This window comes from Luteolibacter sp. SL250 (genome assembly GCF_026625605.1).
GTDB lineage: Bacteria > Verrucomicrobiota > Verrucomicrobiia > Verrucomicrobiales > Akkermansiaceae > Luteolibacter.
On record NZ_CP113054.1, the window covers coordinates 4,760,160 to 4,777,784 of the forward strand.

The following is a 17,625-nucleotide window of genomic DNA, read 5'->3' on the forward strand; positions in this document are numbered from 1 at the left end:
AATCCTTCTTTCCGAACATGCGTCTCTCGACCCATCAGAATCATGACCGGCTGTCGGCCGTGCGACGGCTCGCCGGGGACATGGTGATCTGGATTGTGGCCTTCTTCGTCGGAGCCGCGATACGGTTCGTGGGGAATCCCGACCGGCTCCACGAGGCACTGCTGAAGTATGCCCCCGGATTGATTCTCAGTTCGCTCGGCCTCGTGGCCGTAGCCTATATCTGCGGCCTGTATTCCAATTACGGCACCAAGATGCAGTTGAGCCGCAGGCTCATCCTGATCACCAGCAGTCTTTTCGCAGCGTCCCTTGTGTTGCTGGTGCTCGGCTCCATCAATCTGAGTTGGCAGGTTGGCCGCGGCGTGTTGTTGCTCAGTGTGGTTCCCGCCATCGTCCTGATCTGGATCCACCATGTGATCATCCACAAGGTGATCAATGGCTTCAAAGAGCGAGCGGCGGTCGTAATCTCCAGTGAAGACGATGAGATCGAGGCCCAATTGCTCGAAGCGATGGACCTGAGGAACTGCACCTTGATTGGTTGTTACGCCAGGAAGGGATACGTTCCCAAGCTGAACATGAAATGCCTCGGCAGCCCCGAGGATGCTTGGAAACAGGCTGGGACCGCCCCCATTGACCGGATTTTCTGCACCACGAACAGCCTCAAGGAACCTGACATCGCCCTGCTGCTGAGAAAACTCCGGTATTCCGGAACCGCCATCTCTTCGATCGCCCTGGTGTGCGAAGAGAACTATCAGGCCATCCCGCTGGATATCATTGATGACGAGTGGCTCCTTCACGCGTGTGCCCAGCCGGATCACATGTATATCGCCAAAATCAAGCGATTGGCGGATATCTTGGTCTCGATCTCGCTCGGCATCATCCTGCTTCCACTGCTGCTGGTGGGCGCGCTGCTGGTGAAGCTCTCCGGAGGCTCCGGGGGAATCCTATACCGCCAGGAGCGCCTCGGCCGGTTCGGACGTCCTTTCGAGGTCATCAAGCTGAGGACCATGGTTGCAGACGCGGAGGCCGCAGGCGCCAGATGGTCGACCAAGAATGATCCACGCGTGACTCCGATCGGGCGGTTTCTGCGGAAGTTCCGGATCGATGAAATCCCCCAGCTCTGGAATATCCTCAGAGGGGACATGTCCTTTGTCGGGCCTCGACCCGAGCGCAAGGAGTTCGCCGACAAACTCTCCGAAGAAATCCCCTACTTCTCGGAGCGGCTGCTGATCCTCCCGGGACTCACCGGTTGGGCGCAGGTTTGCTATCCCTACGGTTCCACGGTTGAGGACGCCAGGCGCAAGCTGGAGTTCGACCTCTACTACCTGAAGAACATGGGATTGGTGATGGATCTCTTCGTCCTGCTGGATACCATCAAGATCGTCATCATGGGAGGAGCGTCCCGCCGGCGGGGCGACCGGTTGGCCGAGTTCGAGGACAAGCTGAAGGACGCCCGTGAGAAGGTCCGCACGATGCGCCGGCCCACTTTCCTGGATGCGGGCTGAAGCAGGAAGCCGGGTTCCGCCCGGCATGCTGGAATGTGCAACGGGCCCCGGACGGAAAGAGGAAGCCCCGGATTGTCTGGACGGGTGACGAATCCAGCGCCCCCTGGCCTCAAGTCACGTATCCGGGCATCCTGAGCCGGAACTCATTCCCCGCCGCAAAGACGCAGGAACTCATCGACCACGCTCTTCCAGCCATTTTCCCGCACCACCCGTGCATGAGCGGCATCCGCAAGGGCCTGCCTCCTTCGATCATCCAGCAGCAGCTCCGCCGTGCAGGCAGCAAGCGGGCCGGCACCATCTGCAATCTCCAGATGGACTCCGCTTTCAAGATCCAGGCCCTCCGCACCGATCGTCGTTGAAACGACCGGAACGCCCATCGCCATCGCTTCCAGGATCTTGATCCGCGTGCCTCCTCCCGCCAGCAGTGGCACGACCATCAGATCACACATCTTCAGATAGGGCCGGACATCATCCACCGAACCTGTGACCATGATGGATTCATCGTTCAGCGCCAGCTTCCGGATGGATTCGGGAGGATTGCGCCCGATCACCATGAAACGGACGCCCGGGATGGCACGCTTGATCACCGGATAGGCTTCCGCCACGAAAAATTCAACCGCCTGGATATTGGCCATCCAGTCCATCGAGCCGAGAAATCCGATGACGTCCGAGGCACTGCCGATCTCCTTCCGGGGAGCGAAATGATCGACGTCCACCCCTGTCGCAACGTGCCCCCGGACATTATCCAGATGGTAGTTCTTGCGGGCATAGACGGAATCATCCTCCGAAACCGTGATCACCCCGTCAAACAGCCGCGACAGCTTCTCCTCCCACTTTGAAAACCGCCTGAACTGGTCCCGGAGATAGAAGCGTCCTATCAGCCTAGGGGAACTCTCCGCCAGCCGCTTCCAGATCACCGCCTCCATGTTGTGCTGGAAGAGGATCATCGGAGCCTTGCTTTCCAGATGGATGAAATTCGGAGCCGGAGTCAGGAAGTCACAAATGATCAGGTCGAAACGCTCCTTGGAAATTTCCGCCTTCAGCCAGTCCATCATGCCCTGCGAGCAGTATTTCTCCAACGCGTAGGGATAGGACGAAAGTACGAAGTTCCTCAACAGATCCCGGTAGAACCGCCACGTCCCCTTCGCCGTTTCCCGCCATGGCAGCCACACCTTTTCCGCCGCATACGGAGCGGAGGTTTCGTCCTCATGCAGCACCTGCCCCTCTGCCAGCAGAGCCAGATAGGTGACATGGTGACGCCTGCTGATCTCCTCAAGAGTGGCGTGGGTGCGCTTCTTCCCGCCGCTGTCGAGCGGAAACAAGGGGCCGGATTTGACCCAGAGGATGTTCATTGGTTCTGTCGGCATGCTTCAATGGAGGAAATTCGCGATGGTGAGATGGCTGAGCTGGTCCCGGCGTTCCACCGGTGCCTTCCGCACCTGGGTGAACCGTTCGGGATGGCCTCGCATCGCCGCGCTCACGGCCTTCTGGTGCTGCCAGACCTGAGCTTCCGGCGTGCCATCATCCACAATCACATGGGTGATCCCGGCGTTTTCGAGAAGTTCGAAAAGCTCCTCATCCGTCGAGAAGCTCATCTCGTACCCCCGCCCCAGCCAATCGCTGGTGGAAAGCAGTTTGGTGCCCCGCTGGACCACCACCCGCTCCGGCGCCATCAACGCCGCCGCCGCCACCAGTGCACCTTCACCCTTTGAGTCCGAGCAGACAACCAGGTTCAGCGGGTCCCCGGAACTCCGCAGCATTTCCTCCAACGCGGGTGTCACTCCGTTGAATATCTTGGCCACCGGCCGGGCCGCCTTCCATGTGGCTGCCAGGGCAACCACCACGACCAGGGCCCATGAAAGAAATGGGGGGCATTTCCCACCCAGTGCAAGCGCAGCCCGGTCAAGCGCCGCAAACCCCACGATCAAAACCGCCGGGATGGCAGGCAGCAGGTAGCGCTCATCCAGTCCTGATGGTATGACACAATAGAACGCGAACACCGCGCCAACAGATCCCCACAACGCTGCCTCCAGCGGCGAAAGCTTCCGCTCCCGCTTCAACGTCCGCAGCGCCAGAACCGCCGCGACACAAGCAAGCAGCAACAATACCGGCCCCAGAACCAAAAGACTCTTCAGCGCGTAGTAGGGGATCGCCTGAAAGGCATACTCACTGGGCGGAGCGGCCGACATACCCTCCGCCGTGATATGGGAAGTCGCCACCAACCACGGAACGGCCAGCAGCACAACCGGAAGCGGTGCCAGCCACAATTTCGGCGACAGCACGGCTCTCCACCGTCCCGTCAGCAGTATGGCGGCGGGAGGTACCAGGGCCAGGAGCAGACCCGACCCCTTTGTCAGAATCGCCGCTGCGGCCAGCACCCCGAAAGCGAGCGACCATATCGCCCTGCCCGTCGAAAGGAACCGCGCGAACGCAAGGACCGCCAACAGACAGAGGACCACCAGCAACATGTCCGACATGACGATCGCGGTGTAGCTTCTCACCAGATGCAGGGACGTGAAGAGAACCGCCGCCGACAGGGCCGGCGCAAAGCGCATCAACCGCCGGCCCGCCATGAAGATGATCCACGCCGCGAACGCTGTCAGGAACGCCGGCAACAGCAGCACCGCGGCCTTCGTCCGGGAAGGGATCAGCCATAGTCCCTCGATCAGATAGTATCCGGGGGGGTAGTGCCCGATCGCTACCTTTGGAAAGCGTGCGTAGTAGTCCTCGGCAAACCGCATGGGGTGGACTCCGTTCCAAAGAGGCCCGGTGAGATAGTCCCGCACCATCAAGCCCGTCACCACATGCGCCGCTTCATCCGGGTGTCCGCCAAAATCGGATTGATAGGCTCCGCTGCGGATCTGTAGGGTCAGTGTCAGGGCCAGCAGAAGGCAGAATATGCCAATCAGGATCCATTTCGATCCCGCCCCCCCAGGTGATCCTTCTTTCGACGCAATCAATTCACTATATTTGGATGAAAATTTCCGGAGCATTACGATCACCAGACGATGAGGATTTCGACATGAGTGCCGCCACTTATGACGAACAGCTCCAGCGCGGGCTTTCCATCAGTGGAGAGAACAAGGAGTTCTTCGCCTCCCAGCGCATGGAGTGGCTCCGCCAACGGCTGGACGGCCTGACCTTCCAGGCCCGGAACTGCCTTGATTTCGGATGCGGCACCGGCACTTCGACACCGTATTTTTTCGATCTCCTGAACGCAACCTCCGTGATCGGGGCGGATCCTTCGGAAGCTTCGCTTGAAATCGCGCGCGCTGACTGGGGTTCGCTCGCCGCCACGTATGTCCAGCCGGAAGCGGTCCCTGAGGGCGGCATCGACCTCGCCTTCTGCAATGGCGTTTTCCACCACATCGACCCGGAGAATCGTGCCGGGGCGGCCGCGCTGGTGTATCGCAGCCTGCGCCCGGGCGGCCTTTTCGCCTTCTGGGAAAACAACCCCTGGAATCCGCTCACCCGGTTGTCCATGCGGCGGGTGCCCTTTGATGCGGATGCGATCATGCTCTGGCCGGGGGAAACACGCCGCCTCCTGAAGGGTTGTGGATTCGAGGTGCTGTTCACGGATTATAAATTCTTCTTCCCCCGTCCCCTGGCAGCGCTGCGGTTCCTGGAACCGAGCCTCCGCTGGTGTGTGATGGGCGCACAGTATCTCGTCCTGTGCCGCAAGCCGGGCTAGTGCGCCTTCTCCCCTTTCTTGAAGACGTGGATGGCCAGCAGGCCGATCGCCCACAAGGCCGGGACACTGAGGAAGTGGATGATCGGGAGCAGCACTCCCGCAAGATCCAGCCCGCCGAAGTGGACCATCCCCCACCGGACGACGATCCCGCCTACGCAGAGCGTCTCAAGCAGCAGAAGCCCCAGCAGAAGGAAGAACAGGCTGTCCTCCTCCAGGCCGAGAAGCTTCCGAGTGAGAGCGGTGGAACGCTCCTTTCCGACAAGGAACAGCACACAACTGAACACATACAACTGCGCCCCGGTCAGCCCCCCGAGCAGAAGCAACGCCTGGGAGTGTACGTCGAACACGTTGAAAATCCCGATCTGGACCGGGCCAAGGATGAGCGCGGCCACCTGGAGCAACGTGCTGGCAATGAGGAGCAGCAACCCCACCGACTCGAAAAACTGCGGCCGTTCCGAAAGGATGAACAGCAGATGCCGCATCCCGTCCCGCCACGTCTTGAGGTGGGCGACCCGCCCGGCGCGGTGGGGACGGAGTCCGGAAGGGATCTCCACCATCTTCGCCTTTGCCTTCAGCGCCTTGATCAGGAGTTCCGAGGCGAACTCCATCCCTGACGAGCGGATGCGCCAGGTCTTGTAAGCTTCCTTCCGCACGCAGCGGAAGCCGGAGTTGCAGTCACTCAGTCTCCCTTTGAAAAACAGGTTGATCAACGTGGTGAGAACCGGAGTGCCCAGGTAATGGTGTATGGGCGGCATGGCCCCGGGCTGCACGGTTCCCTTCAATCTGGAGGCAATGGCCATGTCAGCGCCTTCCCGGATGGCAGCTCTGTATAGCTCCAGACTGTGCTCCAGCATGTAGGTCGCGTCCGCATCCGCGAACATCACATAACGGCCTTCCGCCGCCTCGAATCCACCCCGCAGTGCCGCCCCATAACCCTTTTCACCCACCTCCACCACCCTGGCGCCATTGGCCCGGGCAATCTCACGGGATTCGTCCGTGCTGCCGTTATCCGCCACCAGAATCTCAAAGCTGATGGACTCATCCACCTCCAGGGATTTCCTGACTTCGTTGATGCAATAAGCGAGGGTTTCCGCCTCATTCAGGCAGGGGAATAAGAACGTCAGATCCATAATATATTAGCCGTCACCGCTTCCAACACGGAAATCTAACGGAGAATCGTCGGCGTCACTTGCTTTTGACAAGGAGAATTGTAACCACCGTTCCTATCACGATTGCGTGTTGCACTTTTATCCCCAACCCTCTTTAATCCCGCTTGGCATTCCGCAAGATTCAGAATCATCCCTACTTCCGCCATGAAAAATCTCCCACTCCTCGGCCAGACGATCAAGTTCGCAGGCATTTCGATCTCCGCAATCGCCGCACTGGGTGTCACCAGCTGCATCACTCCAAGCGAAAAGGAGTTCAAGGCCCAGCACGGCTTCAAGCGTTCGGATTTTTTCGGCAAGAGGAACAGTGAATTTGTTCCCCGCGCCGCGAGGAAACTCGGTGAAACCTATCATCATTCACCAGGCGCGGATTCACCCAGCGAGGAAAGCACCGCTGGTCTTTCGATCAAGTGATCCCGGTGTTGGTTGGGACTACCGGCGCATCCATCCTCAAGAGCATGGATGAGATTCGCCGTTTCCCGGGCTGACACATAGTGCAGCCGGACCCCCGCTGGCAGTTGGCTGGCCAGCGCCTCATGGAAACGGTGCGCCGGCTCACCAAAAAATGCCGGCATGTTGCGCTCCAGAGCGGCGTGGGTGTGCAGCTTCACGAACACCCAGTTGGGGCGCTCCAGCACGCCTATCGCCTGCTGGGTCCATAGATCGAACCTCTCCAGAGTTGGGAGGTTGGCGCCACTCAGTTCCGCATTTTCCAACCGGGGGACAATCCCCCATTTGCGCTTGCGGAAATTAGGAGCCAACGGTCCCTGGACGCAAAGCAGGTGGTCTGACTGGTCGCGGAGCCGGGACGATTTACCGACCTGGGCATGTGTTCCCTGATCATGCGACCTCGGCTTGTCGGTTTGCCGGGCGTAGTAGATGGAATTGACCATTCTCGCCTGGGTGGGATGCGGCGCGGAAGGCATCGTGAAATCCGCAAAGCAACCGGCGGCCCGGAGGACCTCCAACTCCCGGTGAACCCCACAATTGATGCAGCGCGGATCGGAATTGTCCAAGGCCCAGTTCCCATGGACAAACCCGAACCGGGGTGTGCCGTCCGGGCCGCCTCCCAGAAAGCCATGGCTCCGGTAGCGGTCAACCCCCTCCTTCAGGACGAAGGCCAGGTTCTCCGCATTGTCATCATGGTGGTGCAATTGGAGCTCAACCTCGCTGCCCGTTTCACCGCACAGTGCCGCAAGACGGTCCAGGATCTCCTGATCATACTGCTCGATCGGATAGAAGAACGTCTGCTTCGGCGGGGCTCCGTCCACATCACGGAACTCCCGGGTGAACCTGGTGAACTTCTCCTGCCACAGGTCCATCCGCCGCAGCGCACCATCCCGGTCGGTCCGGTGGAACGGCTCGAAGTGATCACAGACACTGAGCATGATGTCTGTCGGCAGATCAGGATCCGCCTGTCCAGGACGACGGCAAATCCAGGGGAGCAACCACTTGTCAACGGCACGTATCATAACTTTTTCACCAACCTGTTGGTTTTCTAACAGTTCGCATCCTGATGTAGCGCAGCAGGCCCAGGATGCACAGGTACTGCAGATAAAGAAATCCTCCGGGAATACTGAAAATCCTCAACTTGCGGAGTGCCGGAGCCATGCCCATGATGGCAAACGCGTAGGCAGCGAGCTGCAACGCGAAGAGAACGGGATAGATCCCGCCGGAGGGCACGAGCAGAGCGTTGGTGGCGAAACAAGCCATCAGCAGGAATGGCACGGCAAGCCGCAGGTATTTGTGTGACAACAGTTGGAGCCACAGCCGACTGCGGAATGGAACCAACCACCCCGGATAACGGAACAGCATCTGGAAGTTCCCCGCCAGCGTCCGGGTCTTGCGCCTCCGCTCATTGCCCGTGGTCAGTTCCTGGGGGTCATAGGCCCGGGCTTCAGGCTCGAACAGAACGCGTCCTCCGCCCTGCAGGGCCAACATTGGCACCACCACATCGTCCAGCAGGGTATCCGCCGGCAGCACCCGGTAGCAATCCGCCCGCAGGGCATAAATCGCCCCGGTGCATCCAATGCAGGAGTCGATCTCCGATTCCGCCAACCTGATGAACTTTTCGAGCTTCCAGTACAGATCGATCCCCTTTCCGGGTCCCTCCGCAGTCGCCTTGATTTCCAGGCTTCCGCTCACCCCCACAATGGCAGCATCCGAAAATGGCATCACAAGCCGCAGGATGGCTGAAGGATCGAACTCCTGCCTCACGTCCGCAAAGACCAGGATGGTTCCTCTCGCGGCAGCCACCCCTTGGTTGAGCCCTTCCGCCTTGCCGCATCGCACCGATTCGATCGTCCTGCCCCTATCCCCGGCGGAGCTTCTGCTCAGCTCCGCAGTGGCATCATCACAGCCATCGCATACAACGACCACCTCGAGTTCTCCGGGATAGTCGCACTGCAGGAGGTTTTCGAGCTTTCCGGTGATCCGCTTTCCCTCGTTGTGGGCGATCATGACCACCGACACGACCGGCCATTCCTGATCATACGCCTCTGCGGGCACTTTGGGTGCCCGCAGCCGGCAGGCGATCCAGAGCAACACCGGGTAGCCGACATTGGCGTATGCGACCAACAGAAGGCTGAACCAAAAAAGGACCTCTAACATAATCCGGCACGGAAGCACTGCCATCCGAACGCAGGCAGGGTGCCAAGCGCGTCCGGCGGCTGTCAAGGACCTGCGGGGGGCATTCTCCCCGCCACATGACCCGGTGCGCGCACCCTACCACAAGCATGTCCGGACAGCCGATCCCACAGCCAGTCATACGTCACCGGCAGCGGACATCCCGCCCCGTCCGTTGGATGGCCGGAGGTTGACGTTGACCGCACCGGAGGCATCCGCCATCGTCAAACTTTAATGCAATCTGACGCCTCACCCAAAGAGCAGTTTTCCATCAGCGTCTTCGGACTTGGATATGTCGGCAGCGTCGTTGCGGCGCTTCTTGCCAGCCGCGGACACAAGGTCATCGGAGTGGATGTCATCCAGTCGAAGGTCGATGCGATGAATGCGGGCGAGGCGACCTTCCATGAGCCGGGGCTGGCTGAACTCACCTCCGGAGCCCACCGCGCCAAGCTCCTGCGCGCCACCACTGACACCGCCGAGGCGATCGCCGGAACGGACATCTCCCTCGTCTGCGTGGGCACGCCGTCCACCGCCGCCGGCTCACTCGACCTTGCGTTCGTCGAAGAGGTGACCGGCAATATCGGGGCCGCTCTCCGCGCCAAGTCCACCCGCCACCATCTCATCTACCGCAGCACGATGCTGCCGGGATCCACACGCGGACTGGTGGACACCCACCTGAAGGATCTGGTGGATGACCTGAAGCTTCAGGTTTTCTTCTATCCGGAGTTCCTGCGTCAGGGCACCGCCGTGAAGGACATGATCGAGCCGAGCCTTTCCGTCGTTGGCTCGTATGACCCGGAAGTCGACATCTCCGCGATCCGGAAGATCTTCGATGCTTCGACGGAACAGACTGACCTGGAATCCGCGGAACTGATCAAGTATGCCTGCAACGCTTTCCACGCCGCCAAGGTCTCCTTCGCGAATGAGATCGGCCGGATCAGCAAGGGCATCGGAGTGGATGCGGTGAACGTCATGCGGGTGATCTGCCAAGACACCCGGCTGAACATCTCCCCTTATTATCTCCGGCCTGGCACGCCATTCGGCGGTTCCTGCCTGCCAAAGGATGTCAGCGCCCTCAACCACCTTTCCCGTTCCCGGGCGCTTTCCACCCCCATGCTCGACAGCCTGCTGGCCAGCAACGAGGACCACATGGACCACCTCACGGAGATGGTGGAAACGGCCGCCAGCCCCCGGGTGCTGCTGCTGGGACTCTCATTCAAGGAGCAGACCGACGACCTGCGGGGCAGTGCGGCGTTTGAACTCGCAACCCGCCTGCTGCTCAAGAACTACGACGTCGGAATCTATGATCCACTGATCGTCCCCGCCAACTTCACAGGCGCGGTCGGTCGCATCGCCAGCCTCCGGCTGCCGAACCTCACCTCACTGCTGAAAAGCGACCTGGCGGCCGCCCTCCGGGAAAAGGATACCATCGTCGTGTTCAACCGCTGCGCCGACGTGAGTCATCTGGCGGAACATCTGGCCCCGCGGCACAAGATCATCGACGTAGCGTCCTGGCCGGAGCTCGCCAGCCTCTCGGCCTCCTACACCGGCATCTGCTGGTGACCTCCGCAGCCCACCGCCCCGATTGCCATACCAGCCAATCAGTGCTATCCAAAGCCCCACCAGCCCACCCTTCCAACATGGTCACAACAAGCCGGCATCCACGCCATCCAAAAGCCTACACCATTCTTGAATCGCTCATCCTCCTCGGGATCCTTGCAATTCTTTCCTGGGTGGGGATCGCGCTGTACAGGCACCACGGAAAAGCCGCCGAACCCAAAAGCCTGAATCCACCCGCACCAGCCGCCGAGGCTGGAGGTGGCCCTGTAAGTCCGCCGCCTCCAGCCGGAAGCGGCGCCCCCAAAGAGTGACGCCAGATCCGGCGACCATGACGACGCTTGATTCATTTCTGGAGAAAGCCGGAGCGGCGCTCCAGAGCGCCGAATCCCGGAAGCGCCTGTCACACCGCATCGGGAGATATATCCGCAACTTCCTCCGCATACTGACCGTCCTCTATGCGGGCAGCCTGATCCTCCTGCCGGTGCTCGCGACATGGATCGGGGAGCGGAACATCACGCTCGCGTTCCTGCTCTACCTGCCCCGGGCGATCATCCTGGTCCCCCTGCCGTTCCTCTTCATCGGAACCCTGCCCTTCAGTTGGAGGCTGGCGTTGGTCCAGCTCGCAGCCGGTGGCTTCTTCTTCACCTACGGCATGGGCTATGAATGGCGGAGAAGCACCCACCAGCACTTCGACGGAACGCATGGACCACCCCAACTGACGGTGTTGACCTGCAACTACGGACAGAATGCGAACCAAAGCCTGCAGCCGTTCAAGAACCGCATCAAACCGGACATCCTGGCACTTCAGGAAACCGCCGGCCGGGCGAAACGCTATCTGGCGGACCCGAACTATTCCGAGTTCAAGGACGGGAGGAGCATCGGTGAACATACGTTTCTCAGCCGCTACCCCATCATTTCCGGAGAGCTCGTGGATTTGGGCGGGGACATCCACGACCACACGCCAGCCGCACGGTTCGTGATCGACTTCGAGGGCCGGGAAGTCGTGGTCTACAGCGTCCATTTCCTCACCGTCCGGGACGCGCTCACCCACTACCGCAAAGGATCGTTCCTCTATGGAATCCTGGGGATCGTCCCCGGCACGTCATTCCATCGGAAAAAGGCATCCTACGAAAGCATGTGGCAGGACCGCATACGCACGGCGGAAGCATTCAAGGAAATCATTGACCGGGAGACCCTGCCCACCATCGTCCTGGGTGATTTCAACGCTCCGGCAGGCGGCTATATCCAGAGGATCTTGTCCGAGGGACTACAGGACACCCACCAATCCGCAGGAAGCGGCTCCGGATACACTTTTCCCGGCACCACCCGCAATCCACTAAGCGCAGGCGGCCCCTGGATGCGCATCGACTACATCCTCGCCAACCGTCACTGGGATGTCACCGCGAGTGTGACCGAGGAAAAGCGCCCGGGCCAACACCGCGCCGTCGCCGCGAAGGTGAGTCTTGCCCATACTCCCGGGCCGTAGCCCCATCTGCAGTAATTCCGCCGTTCTTCCCATCATCTGCCGGGCAGGCACGGAGGGAGATCTCCCGCCCATGGAGTGGCAACGATCTACTTTCCGGACCTCACCGAACGCCACATCTGGTTTCTCTCAGATGCCGTGAAGATGAGAAACCAGATCACTCCACCCATGACGGCGAGGTAACCCAATCCGACGACAAGAAGTCGAACATAGTCCGGGGTGATCCATTTCCGGAGGAAGAACCAATACATGGCCGAAGCCGCCACAACTCCCGCACCCGGAACGAAAATACCGAGAAAGTATCCCTTCATCGGAACCCCGATGCGACGGACCAGCCACGGCATCACCAACCCATAAGCGAGCGTCATTTCCACGCAGGTCGCCCAAACCACCCCCATCCAACCCAACTTCCATGCCAGCAGGAAGCTCAGCCCAAGATTGAGGACTCCACCAACAAGCGTCAGAACCGCAAGCCACTGCTGCTTGTTCTGGCAGTAGAAAAGGCTCCATGCCGGATACTGGCAGAGGAAAAGAACCGTCACGGGAGCGAGGATCAGAACGACGCTCCCGGAAACCGCGAACCCGTCCCCCACCCACCGGAGGATGAACGCCGGCCCGAACATCATCAGACCGCATCCGCCGAGCATGGCCAGAACGGTGCTGTAGCGGATCGCTTGCAGGAACCGCTGGTTCAGCATCTCCAGATCTCCCCGCCCGTACAGTTGACTGAACGCCGCCGTCAGCCCTCCCCCGAATACCGCGTTGATGATGTCAACGAACACCCCGAGCAAACGCGTCCCCACCATGTACTGTGGCAATGAAGCCACCCCCGATACATGGGTGACGATCATCGGATCCATGCCCTGCCTCAAACTGTGGCCGGCACTCGTCATCATGGCAGTGGCACTGTAACGAATCAGTTCACCCGCCCCGGACCCTTCCTTCTCGGCCCCCTTCAGCCGCAGATCCTTTTCAACGCTCCTGGCGAAGCGGATCAACAGGAGTTGGTCGAACACATCGATCAGCACATGCGCGACCAGCAAAACCATCAAACCGTGCCCCATCAGGAGCAGCGTGATCACCAACGCCGCCTGGAGGATGGTTTTCAGGATGGATGATAGGCCGATGAGGTCATACCGGACATGGCTCTTGAGAACCACTTCATAGATCCGGGTGAAAAAGCGGATGGCAGTGGAAACACCCAATCCTGCCACCAATATCCTCATCGTGGACAATGTATCCCCATCCCGGATGAACAGGGGCAACCCCCATACCGTGAGAACCGTCAAAACGATGGAAGCCACCCCCAACCGGGTGAAAAATCGGAAAAGATGGCAAACCAGCGACCGGTATTCCTCCCGATCCTTTGCCCCCAGGGCAGTCCCGAGAAACCGGGCCCCGGCGAATGATACACCAAGATCGAGCAGCCGGAAGTAAGTGATGATGGCGATGGCCAGAAGCCATGTGCCATAGTCCTCCTTCCCCAAGCAACGAATCATAAGAGGGGTGGTGACAAACATCACCACCATTTTCAGACCATGCTCAAGGACGTTGGTCGACGCACCCCTGACCAGTTTGTTGACGAGTGACAAAGTCCGGTTATTTGATCACTCCATCAACCAACGATCGGGGGCGATACTCAATCCCCGAATCAGAATCCGAAGACCTTTTCCGGCACCACCACCACATCACCGTATCCAATCGCAGGATCAGCGCTGCTGCCCTGGCGGATCAGACGGGTATTGACGGGAATGCGGTGCCTGATTCCTTTTGAATCCACCCGGGTGATATAGACGTTCTGCTCATCGGCAAAGCGGCCCAATCCACCTGAAATCAGGATGGCTTCATAAACGCCGAGGGATCTGCCCTCCGGGAGCGTGAGCATGTGCTGCCCGGGCTTCACGACAGCACCTGTCATATAAACAAGCATTTGCCGGGCACCGGACAGCGGAGATTTTTTCGTCGTGCTGCTGGTACGATCAAGAATCACCGTAGCATTCTTGATCTGTCCCTTCTCAATGTAGCTCTCGACGCGGCGCTCCGCGGATTCGACATCCATACCGGCAACCGGGATGCGGCCGATATCCGGAATGATGATGTCACCCCGCTCGCGGACACGGTAAGTACCGTTGAAAACAGCGTCTTCTTTTACGAAGACCTCCAGTTCATCACCGATACCAATGGTGTTGCTCTGGCTCTGCTTGACAATAGGCGGCGCCGATGCGGCGGGAACATCCCCGGAAGGGGATGGCCCGCCCGAACAACCGACTCCAGCCAGTAGGGCAACCGCAAGAACCGCAGGCTGCAACAACAGGAAAAGCTTTCTGATCACTGCGTTACAGAGTGTGGCGGATTGGGGCCATCATGGAGTTCCGAAGAGGAGAGTTTCCTGAAACCCACCTCAGCGGATCCATACGCCTTCAGCGTTGTTATTGATGAAATCCTTTTTCGCCGGCTGCGACCTGACCGTGAAGAGCATGTGGTCGAAGCTGGTGCGGAAGGGCTTCAGCAAAGTCTTGCGGCTCTCGGCATAGCTTTGCGCCGTGCTTCCGTGCGGCCGGAAGGAAACGGTGGTGAGAAGGCGGACGTCACCGGTGAACTCACCGGAAGGACGGACACCCTCAACATAGAAGGTGCGGGGAACCACTCCAGGAAGGTTCGCAGGATACTGGGAGGCATCCATGATGAACTCGTGGACCAACCTGTCCGATTTGCCGGAGTCAACCAGGAGCACGCTCTTGGAAGCATCTTTCCAGACGCGGATACGTCCAGTGGACGCCTGCTCATCCTCGAAGGTTTCGAAGGTGCCGGTCTTCGATGCGCGGTTGATGCCGGCGACCTCGAGGGTCACCACCACTTCACCTTCGAAGTCAGCGCGGTAAGGGGCGAGACGGAGGACCAGCTTGGACATTTCACCCACACCGAGAACCAGGCCGGGAGGCGTTCCTTCAAAGGCGCCATTGTCACCGGGATCGGTATTGGAAACCACGCCATCGTAGTTGAGGTCGCCGTCCACGTCGATCTTGGCGATCTTCTTTTCAGCGTCCTTGTAGTGGTTGGCGTTCTGGCCATAGTACTTATGGAAAGTCGTCGGGAGATCCATCTCGGTCTCCGCACCCCGCTGTTCCGCAGCAGGGATTCCGCCTTTAGCGGACTCGCCCGCAAAAAGGACACTTCCAAGACCACCGACAGCGAGGATCGCGCACACGGAAGCTGCGGTGGGTGAGATTGAAACGCTTGTGTTTGTTTTCATGATATTCTCTTGCGCCTATTTTGGATGCTTCGTGAAAAATTTTAAAGACTCAATTCAACAATGCTGGATGATGATCAAAAGTATTTCCGGATGCTTGTTCCGAACACCTGTTCGTTGAAACTCCGGAAGCCCGAGGATTCCTCATACTGGTAGAAGATCTCCCCGTAAGTGCGGGAGAAGAAGTTCTGGGTGTAGCTCAAGCGGCCAAGCCAGCGGTCGCCGCTTCCTCCCGGCGCTCCGTTGCGGTGCTCGTAGGCTCCGCGCAACTGGATCGCACTGGAATTTCCGTTGAACAACGCCCACCGGAGGATGGCGGTGACATTTGTCCGCTCACCGTCGAACGATCTTCCTTCGTCTTCCGAGTATTGGACCCACGCCAATCCGGTGAACTCCTTGCTGAAGGCATGGTTGATCCTGTAGCGGACATAGTCCGACACCGTGGAGTCACCCGTTATATCGTAGCTGAAGTAATCCCGGCCGGCGGAAATCGAGTGGGTCGTATACCTGGACAACTCATGGGTGAGGTCCACGGAGTAGAGATAACCATCGTCATAGTCATCACTTCCGCTCATCCAGAGGTAACCCGCCCTTGCTTCAAGCCGGAGATTTTCCGTGAGCCGTCCCCTGAGGGTGAGATAGACGCGGTTGGTGAGCGTGGAGTCACCACCATTCGGATACTCATAGTGATCCAGATAGTATTCAAGGGCCGGCGAGAAACCGACTTCATGGCCATTGTAGCCGATGCGGGAGAACAGGGAATTATGGGCGAGATGGTCCTCGAACTCCAGGCTTCTCCAGGTATCCGCACGCTTCGCGGAGAGCCAGAAACGCCAGTCTTGCCCGACCGGTGTGGTCGAATCGAATCCAACCGTATTGGTGAAGTAGGCGTTGTCCCCGTCATACATTTCACCGGTCCGGTGGGCATCACGGAAACCGAAGCTGTAGCGCCCGGCCTGCTGGAAGCCTTCATCATCAAGACCGGCGAACACGTCGTATCCGTAGCCCGCGAAGAAGGTATCATAGAGACGGAAGTCCCAGTCTCCCTTTTCGAAACGGTAGTCGAGGGTGAGACCGGCTGTCGGGGAGCCACCAGCGCCGAGACGGAAGCCCACATCATTCTCAAGAGGAAGATAGACCAGCGTGGCCGCAAGACTGAGGTAGAACTGGTCGGTGAACTGGACGACACCGCGGAGGCCGAACTCGATCCCCATCAGCCAGCCATCGTCGTTGTCGCCGGAGAACACTTGGTCCCCTTGATAGTCCGAGTGCAATACGGTCATCCCGACGAACAACAGGTCGAAATAGGCCGGACCCGCCTTCACCATGGCCCGCTCAGGATTGAATTCCCTCACCAGAAGCGGAAAGGCAGAGTCGAATTCGATGCTGGCGCCCCGTGGCCACATGCCGTTGTCCTCGGCCACCAAAGCTTGATGGGACTCGAAGAAACCAAGAAAAGGATTGAGCGGGGAAAGCGGCTCCGCCCATGGCGCCTGGTAGGTTTGGCCAGGGTAGGGAGGAGGAGTAAGACCTTGCGCACGCTGGTTCCGACCATCGGTCACCTGGTTGCTGGTCCCCATCCGGAGATAGTCCCCTCCGAGAAGCATGGTCTCCTCGATGGTCGGATAGTACCCCCCATCCTCCGTCGGCACGGGCTCAACCGGGCCGGTTCCGTAAAGGGGATCATCAGCCACATCGGAAGCCACCGCGTCCGCATCTGCGGGCTGGGCGGCACGAACTTCCGCGCCACCCAAGACCAAAGCGGCAGCAACGCCGGAAATGACCAGATGTAACGGAGAGTTATATCCACAGCGAAGCCTAGGTATCATTGAAAATTTTATGGTTGTGTTACTCCGTTAGATTAACACGGCCTAGTTTCCCCCAAGCCGTCGAGCAGGATCGCGTTAAACCCTAACATGCCGCAAAATGCAAGGAGTAAAAATTTGAAACACTCTGCAGAGAGCCGAAAATCCCTCACTTCCAGCTATCTATCAGCGAGATAGAAAAATATCTCAAGATCTAACGAGCCTCCGGATAAAGTGCGATTCGCCCATCACAGGTTGCGAAATCCGGCAATTTGATTTCCTGAAGTTCCGAAAATTATCGATTTGAGGAATTCTAAAAATTCCGCAACAGACACCGGAAAAGCAATATTCCGCATTCATTTCCAACCGCTCTGGGCGAAAAGCGCGGAAAAAGCCGAGGACTTTGCAGGATTCTTCGAAAATGCGGAATTTATTTCAAGTTTGGCGCATAATTCGCACCTGCATGACATGATGAATAACAAGAGCGCCTTGCATTTCCGCCATTTTTCGTCATTCGGGTGATCTCCGTCGGACGACCTGATT

At 59.0% G+C, this 17,625-nt stretch carries 14 protein-coding genes; 5 read left to right on the plus strand and 9 right to left on the minus strand.

From position 1 onward, the window contains the following. Window positions 1-17: 17 nt before the first annotated feature. Complete coding sequence (locus OVA24_RS20630) at window positions 18-1,502, plus strand: exopolysaccharide biosynthesis polyprenyl glycosylphosphotransferase (RefSeq protein ID WP_267672060.1); 1,485 nt, start codon at window positions 18-20, stop codon at window positions 1,500-1,502. Between the two features lie 143 nt (window positions 1,503-1,645). On the opposite strand, the gene OVA24_RS20635 is transcribed toward OVA24_RS20630, so the two are convergent. Continuing rightward, window positions 1,646-2,869, minus strand: coding sequence for a glycosyltransferase (locus tag OVA24_RS20635; protein ID WP_267672061.1), 1,224 nt, complete (start codon window positions 2,867-2,869; stop codon window positions 1,646-1,648). 3 nt (window positions 2,870-2,872) lie between these two features. Then, window positions 2,873-4,243: an ArnT family glycosyltransferase gene (locus OVA24_RS20640; protein ID WP_267672063.1), complete on the minus strand. Its 1,371-nt coding sequence runs from the start codon at window positions 4,241-4,243 to the stop codon at window positions 2,873-2,875. Between the two features lie 281 nt (window positions 4,244-4,524). On the opposite strand from OVA24_RS20640, the gene OVA24_RS20645 reads away from it, so the two are divergent. Then, complete coding sequence (locus OVA24_RS20645) at window positions 4,525-5,193, plus strand: class I SAM-dependent methyltransferase (protein WP_267672064.1); 669 nt, start codon at window positions 4,525-4,527, stop codon at window positions 5,191-5,193. Here OVA24_RS20645 and OVA24_RS20650 read toward each other — a convergent pair. After that, window positions 5,190-6,323 (minus strand): glycosyltransferase family 2 protein, encoded by a 1,134-nt coding sequence (locus tag OVA24_RS20650; protein ID WP_267672066.1) that lies wholly within the window; start codon window positions 6,321-6,323, stop codon window positions 5,190-5,192. The genes OVA24_RS20645 and OVA24_RS20650 overlap by 4 nt on opposite strands. Window positions 6,324-6,506: 183 nt before the next feature. On the opposite strand from OVA24_RS20650, the gene OVA24_RS20655 reads away from it, so the two are divergent. Next, a complete protein-coding gene (locus OVA24_RS20655) occupies window positions 6,507-6,773 on the plus strand; it encodes a hypothetical protein (protein ID WP_267672067.1) in 267 nt (88 codons plus the stop codon). On the opposite strand, the gene OVA24_RS20660 is transcribed toward OVA24_RS20655, so the two are convergent. Continuing rightward, window positions 6,713-7,747: a hypothetical protein gene (locus tag OVA24_RS20660; RefSeq protein ID WP_267672068.1), complete on the minus strand. Its 1,035-nt coding sequence runs from the start codon at window positions 7,745-7,747 to the stop codon at window positions 6,713-6,715. The two genes, OVA24_RS20655 and OVA24_RS20660, sit on opposite strands and share 61 nt — an antisense overlap. Before the next feature lie 91 nt (window positions 7,748-7,838). Continuing rightward, window positions 7,839-8,969 carry a glycosyltransferase family 2 protein gene (locus OVA24_RS20665; protein ID WP_267672069.1) on the minus strand — a complete coding sequence of 377 codons (1,131 nt, stop codon included), beginning with the start codon at window positions 8,967-8,969 and terminating at the stop codon, window positions 7,839-7,841. Between the two features lie 249 nt (window positions 8,970-9,218). On the opposite strand from OVA24_RS20665, the gene OVA24_RS20670 reads away from it, so the two are divergent. Together OVA24_RS20670 and OVA24_RS20675 are read left to right on the plus strand one after the other, a co-directional pair. Next, the gene (locus OVA24_RS20670) at window positions 9,219-10,547 is read left to right on the plus strand and encodes a nucleotide sugar dehydrogenase (RefSeq protein ID WP_267672070.1); all 1,329 of its coding nucleotides are present in this window, start codon (window positions 9,219-9,221) and stop codon (window positions 10,545-10,547) included. A 325-nt stretch (window positions 10,548-10,872) separates the two neighbouring features. Next, window positions 10,873-12,030 carry an endonuclease/exonuclease/phosphatase family protein gene (locus OVA24_RS20675; RefSeq protein WP_267672071.1) on the plus strand — a complete coding sequence of 386 codons (1,158 nt, stop codon included), beginning with the start codon at window positions 10,873-10,875 and terminating at the stop codon, window positions 12,028-12,030. An 86-nt stretch (window positions 12,031-12,116) separates the two neighbouring features. On the opposite strand, the gene OVA24_RS20680 is transcribed toward OVA24_RS20675, so the two are convergent. From OVA24_RS20680 to OVA24_RS20695, 4 genes are all read right to left on the minus strand, one after another. Continuing rightward, window positions 12,117-13,619: a lipopolysaccharide biosynthesis protein gene (locus tag OVA24_RS20680; protein ID WP_324287879.1), complete on the minus strand. Its 1,503-nt coding sequence runs from the start codon at window positions 13,617-13,619 to the stop codon at window positions 12,117-12,119. Between the two features lie 59 nt (window positions 13,620-13,678). Continuing rightward, the gene (locus tag OVA24_RS20685) at window positions 13,679-14,359 is read right to left on the minus strand and encodes a polysaccharide biosynthesis/export family protein (RefSeq protein WP_267672075.1); all 681 of its coding nucleotides are present in this window, start codon (window positions 14,357-14,359) and stop codon (window positions 13,679-13,681) included. 69 nt (window positions 14,360-14,428) lie between these two features. Continuing rightward, the gene (locus OVA24_RS20690) at window positions 14,429-15,280 is read right to left on the minus strand and encodes a hypothetical protein (protein WP_267672076.1); all 852 of its coding nucleotides are present in this window, start codon (window positions 15,278-15,280) and stop codon (window positions 14,429-14,431) included. A 74-nt stretch (window positions 15,281-15,354) separates the two neighbouring features. Then, window positions 15,355-16,929 (minus strand): hypothetical protein, encoded by a 1,575-nt coding sequence (locus OVA24_RS20695; RefSeq protein ID WP_267672077.1) that lies wholly within the window; start codon window positions 16,927-16,929, stop codon window positions 15,355-15,357. Window positions 16,930-17,625: the final 696 nt, after the last annotated feature.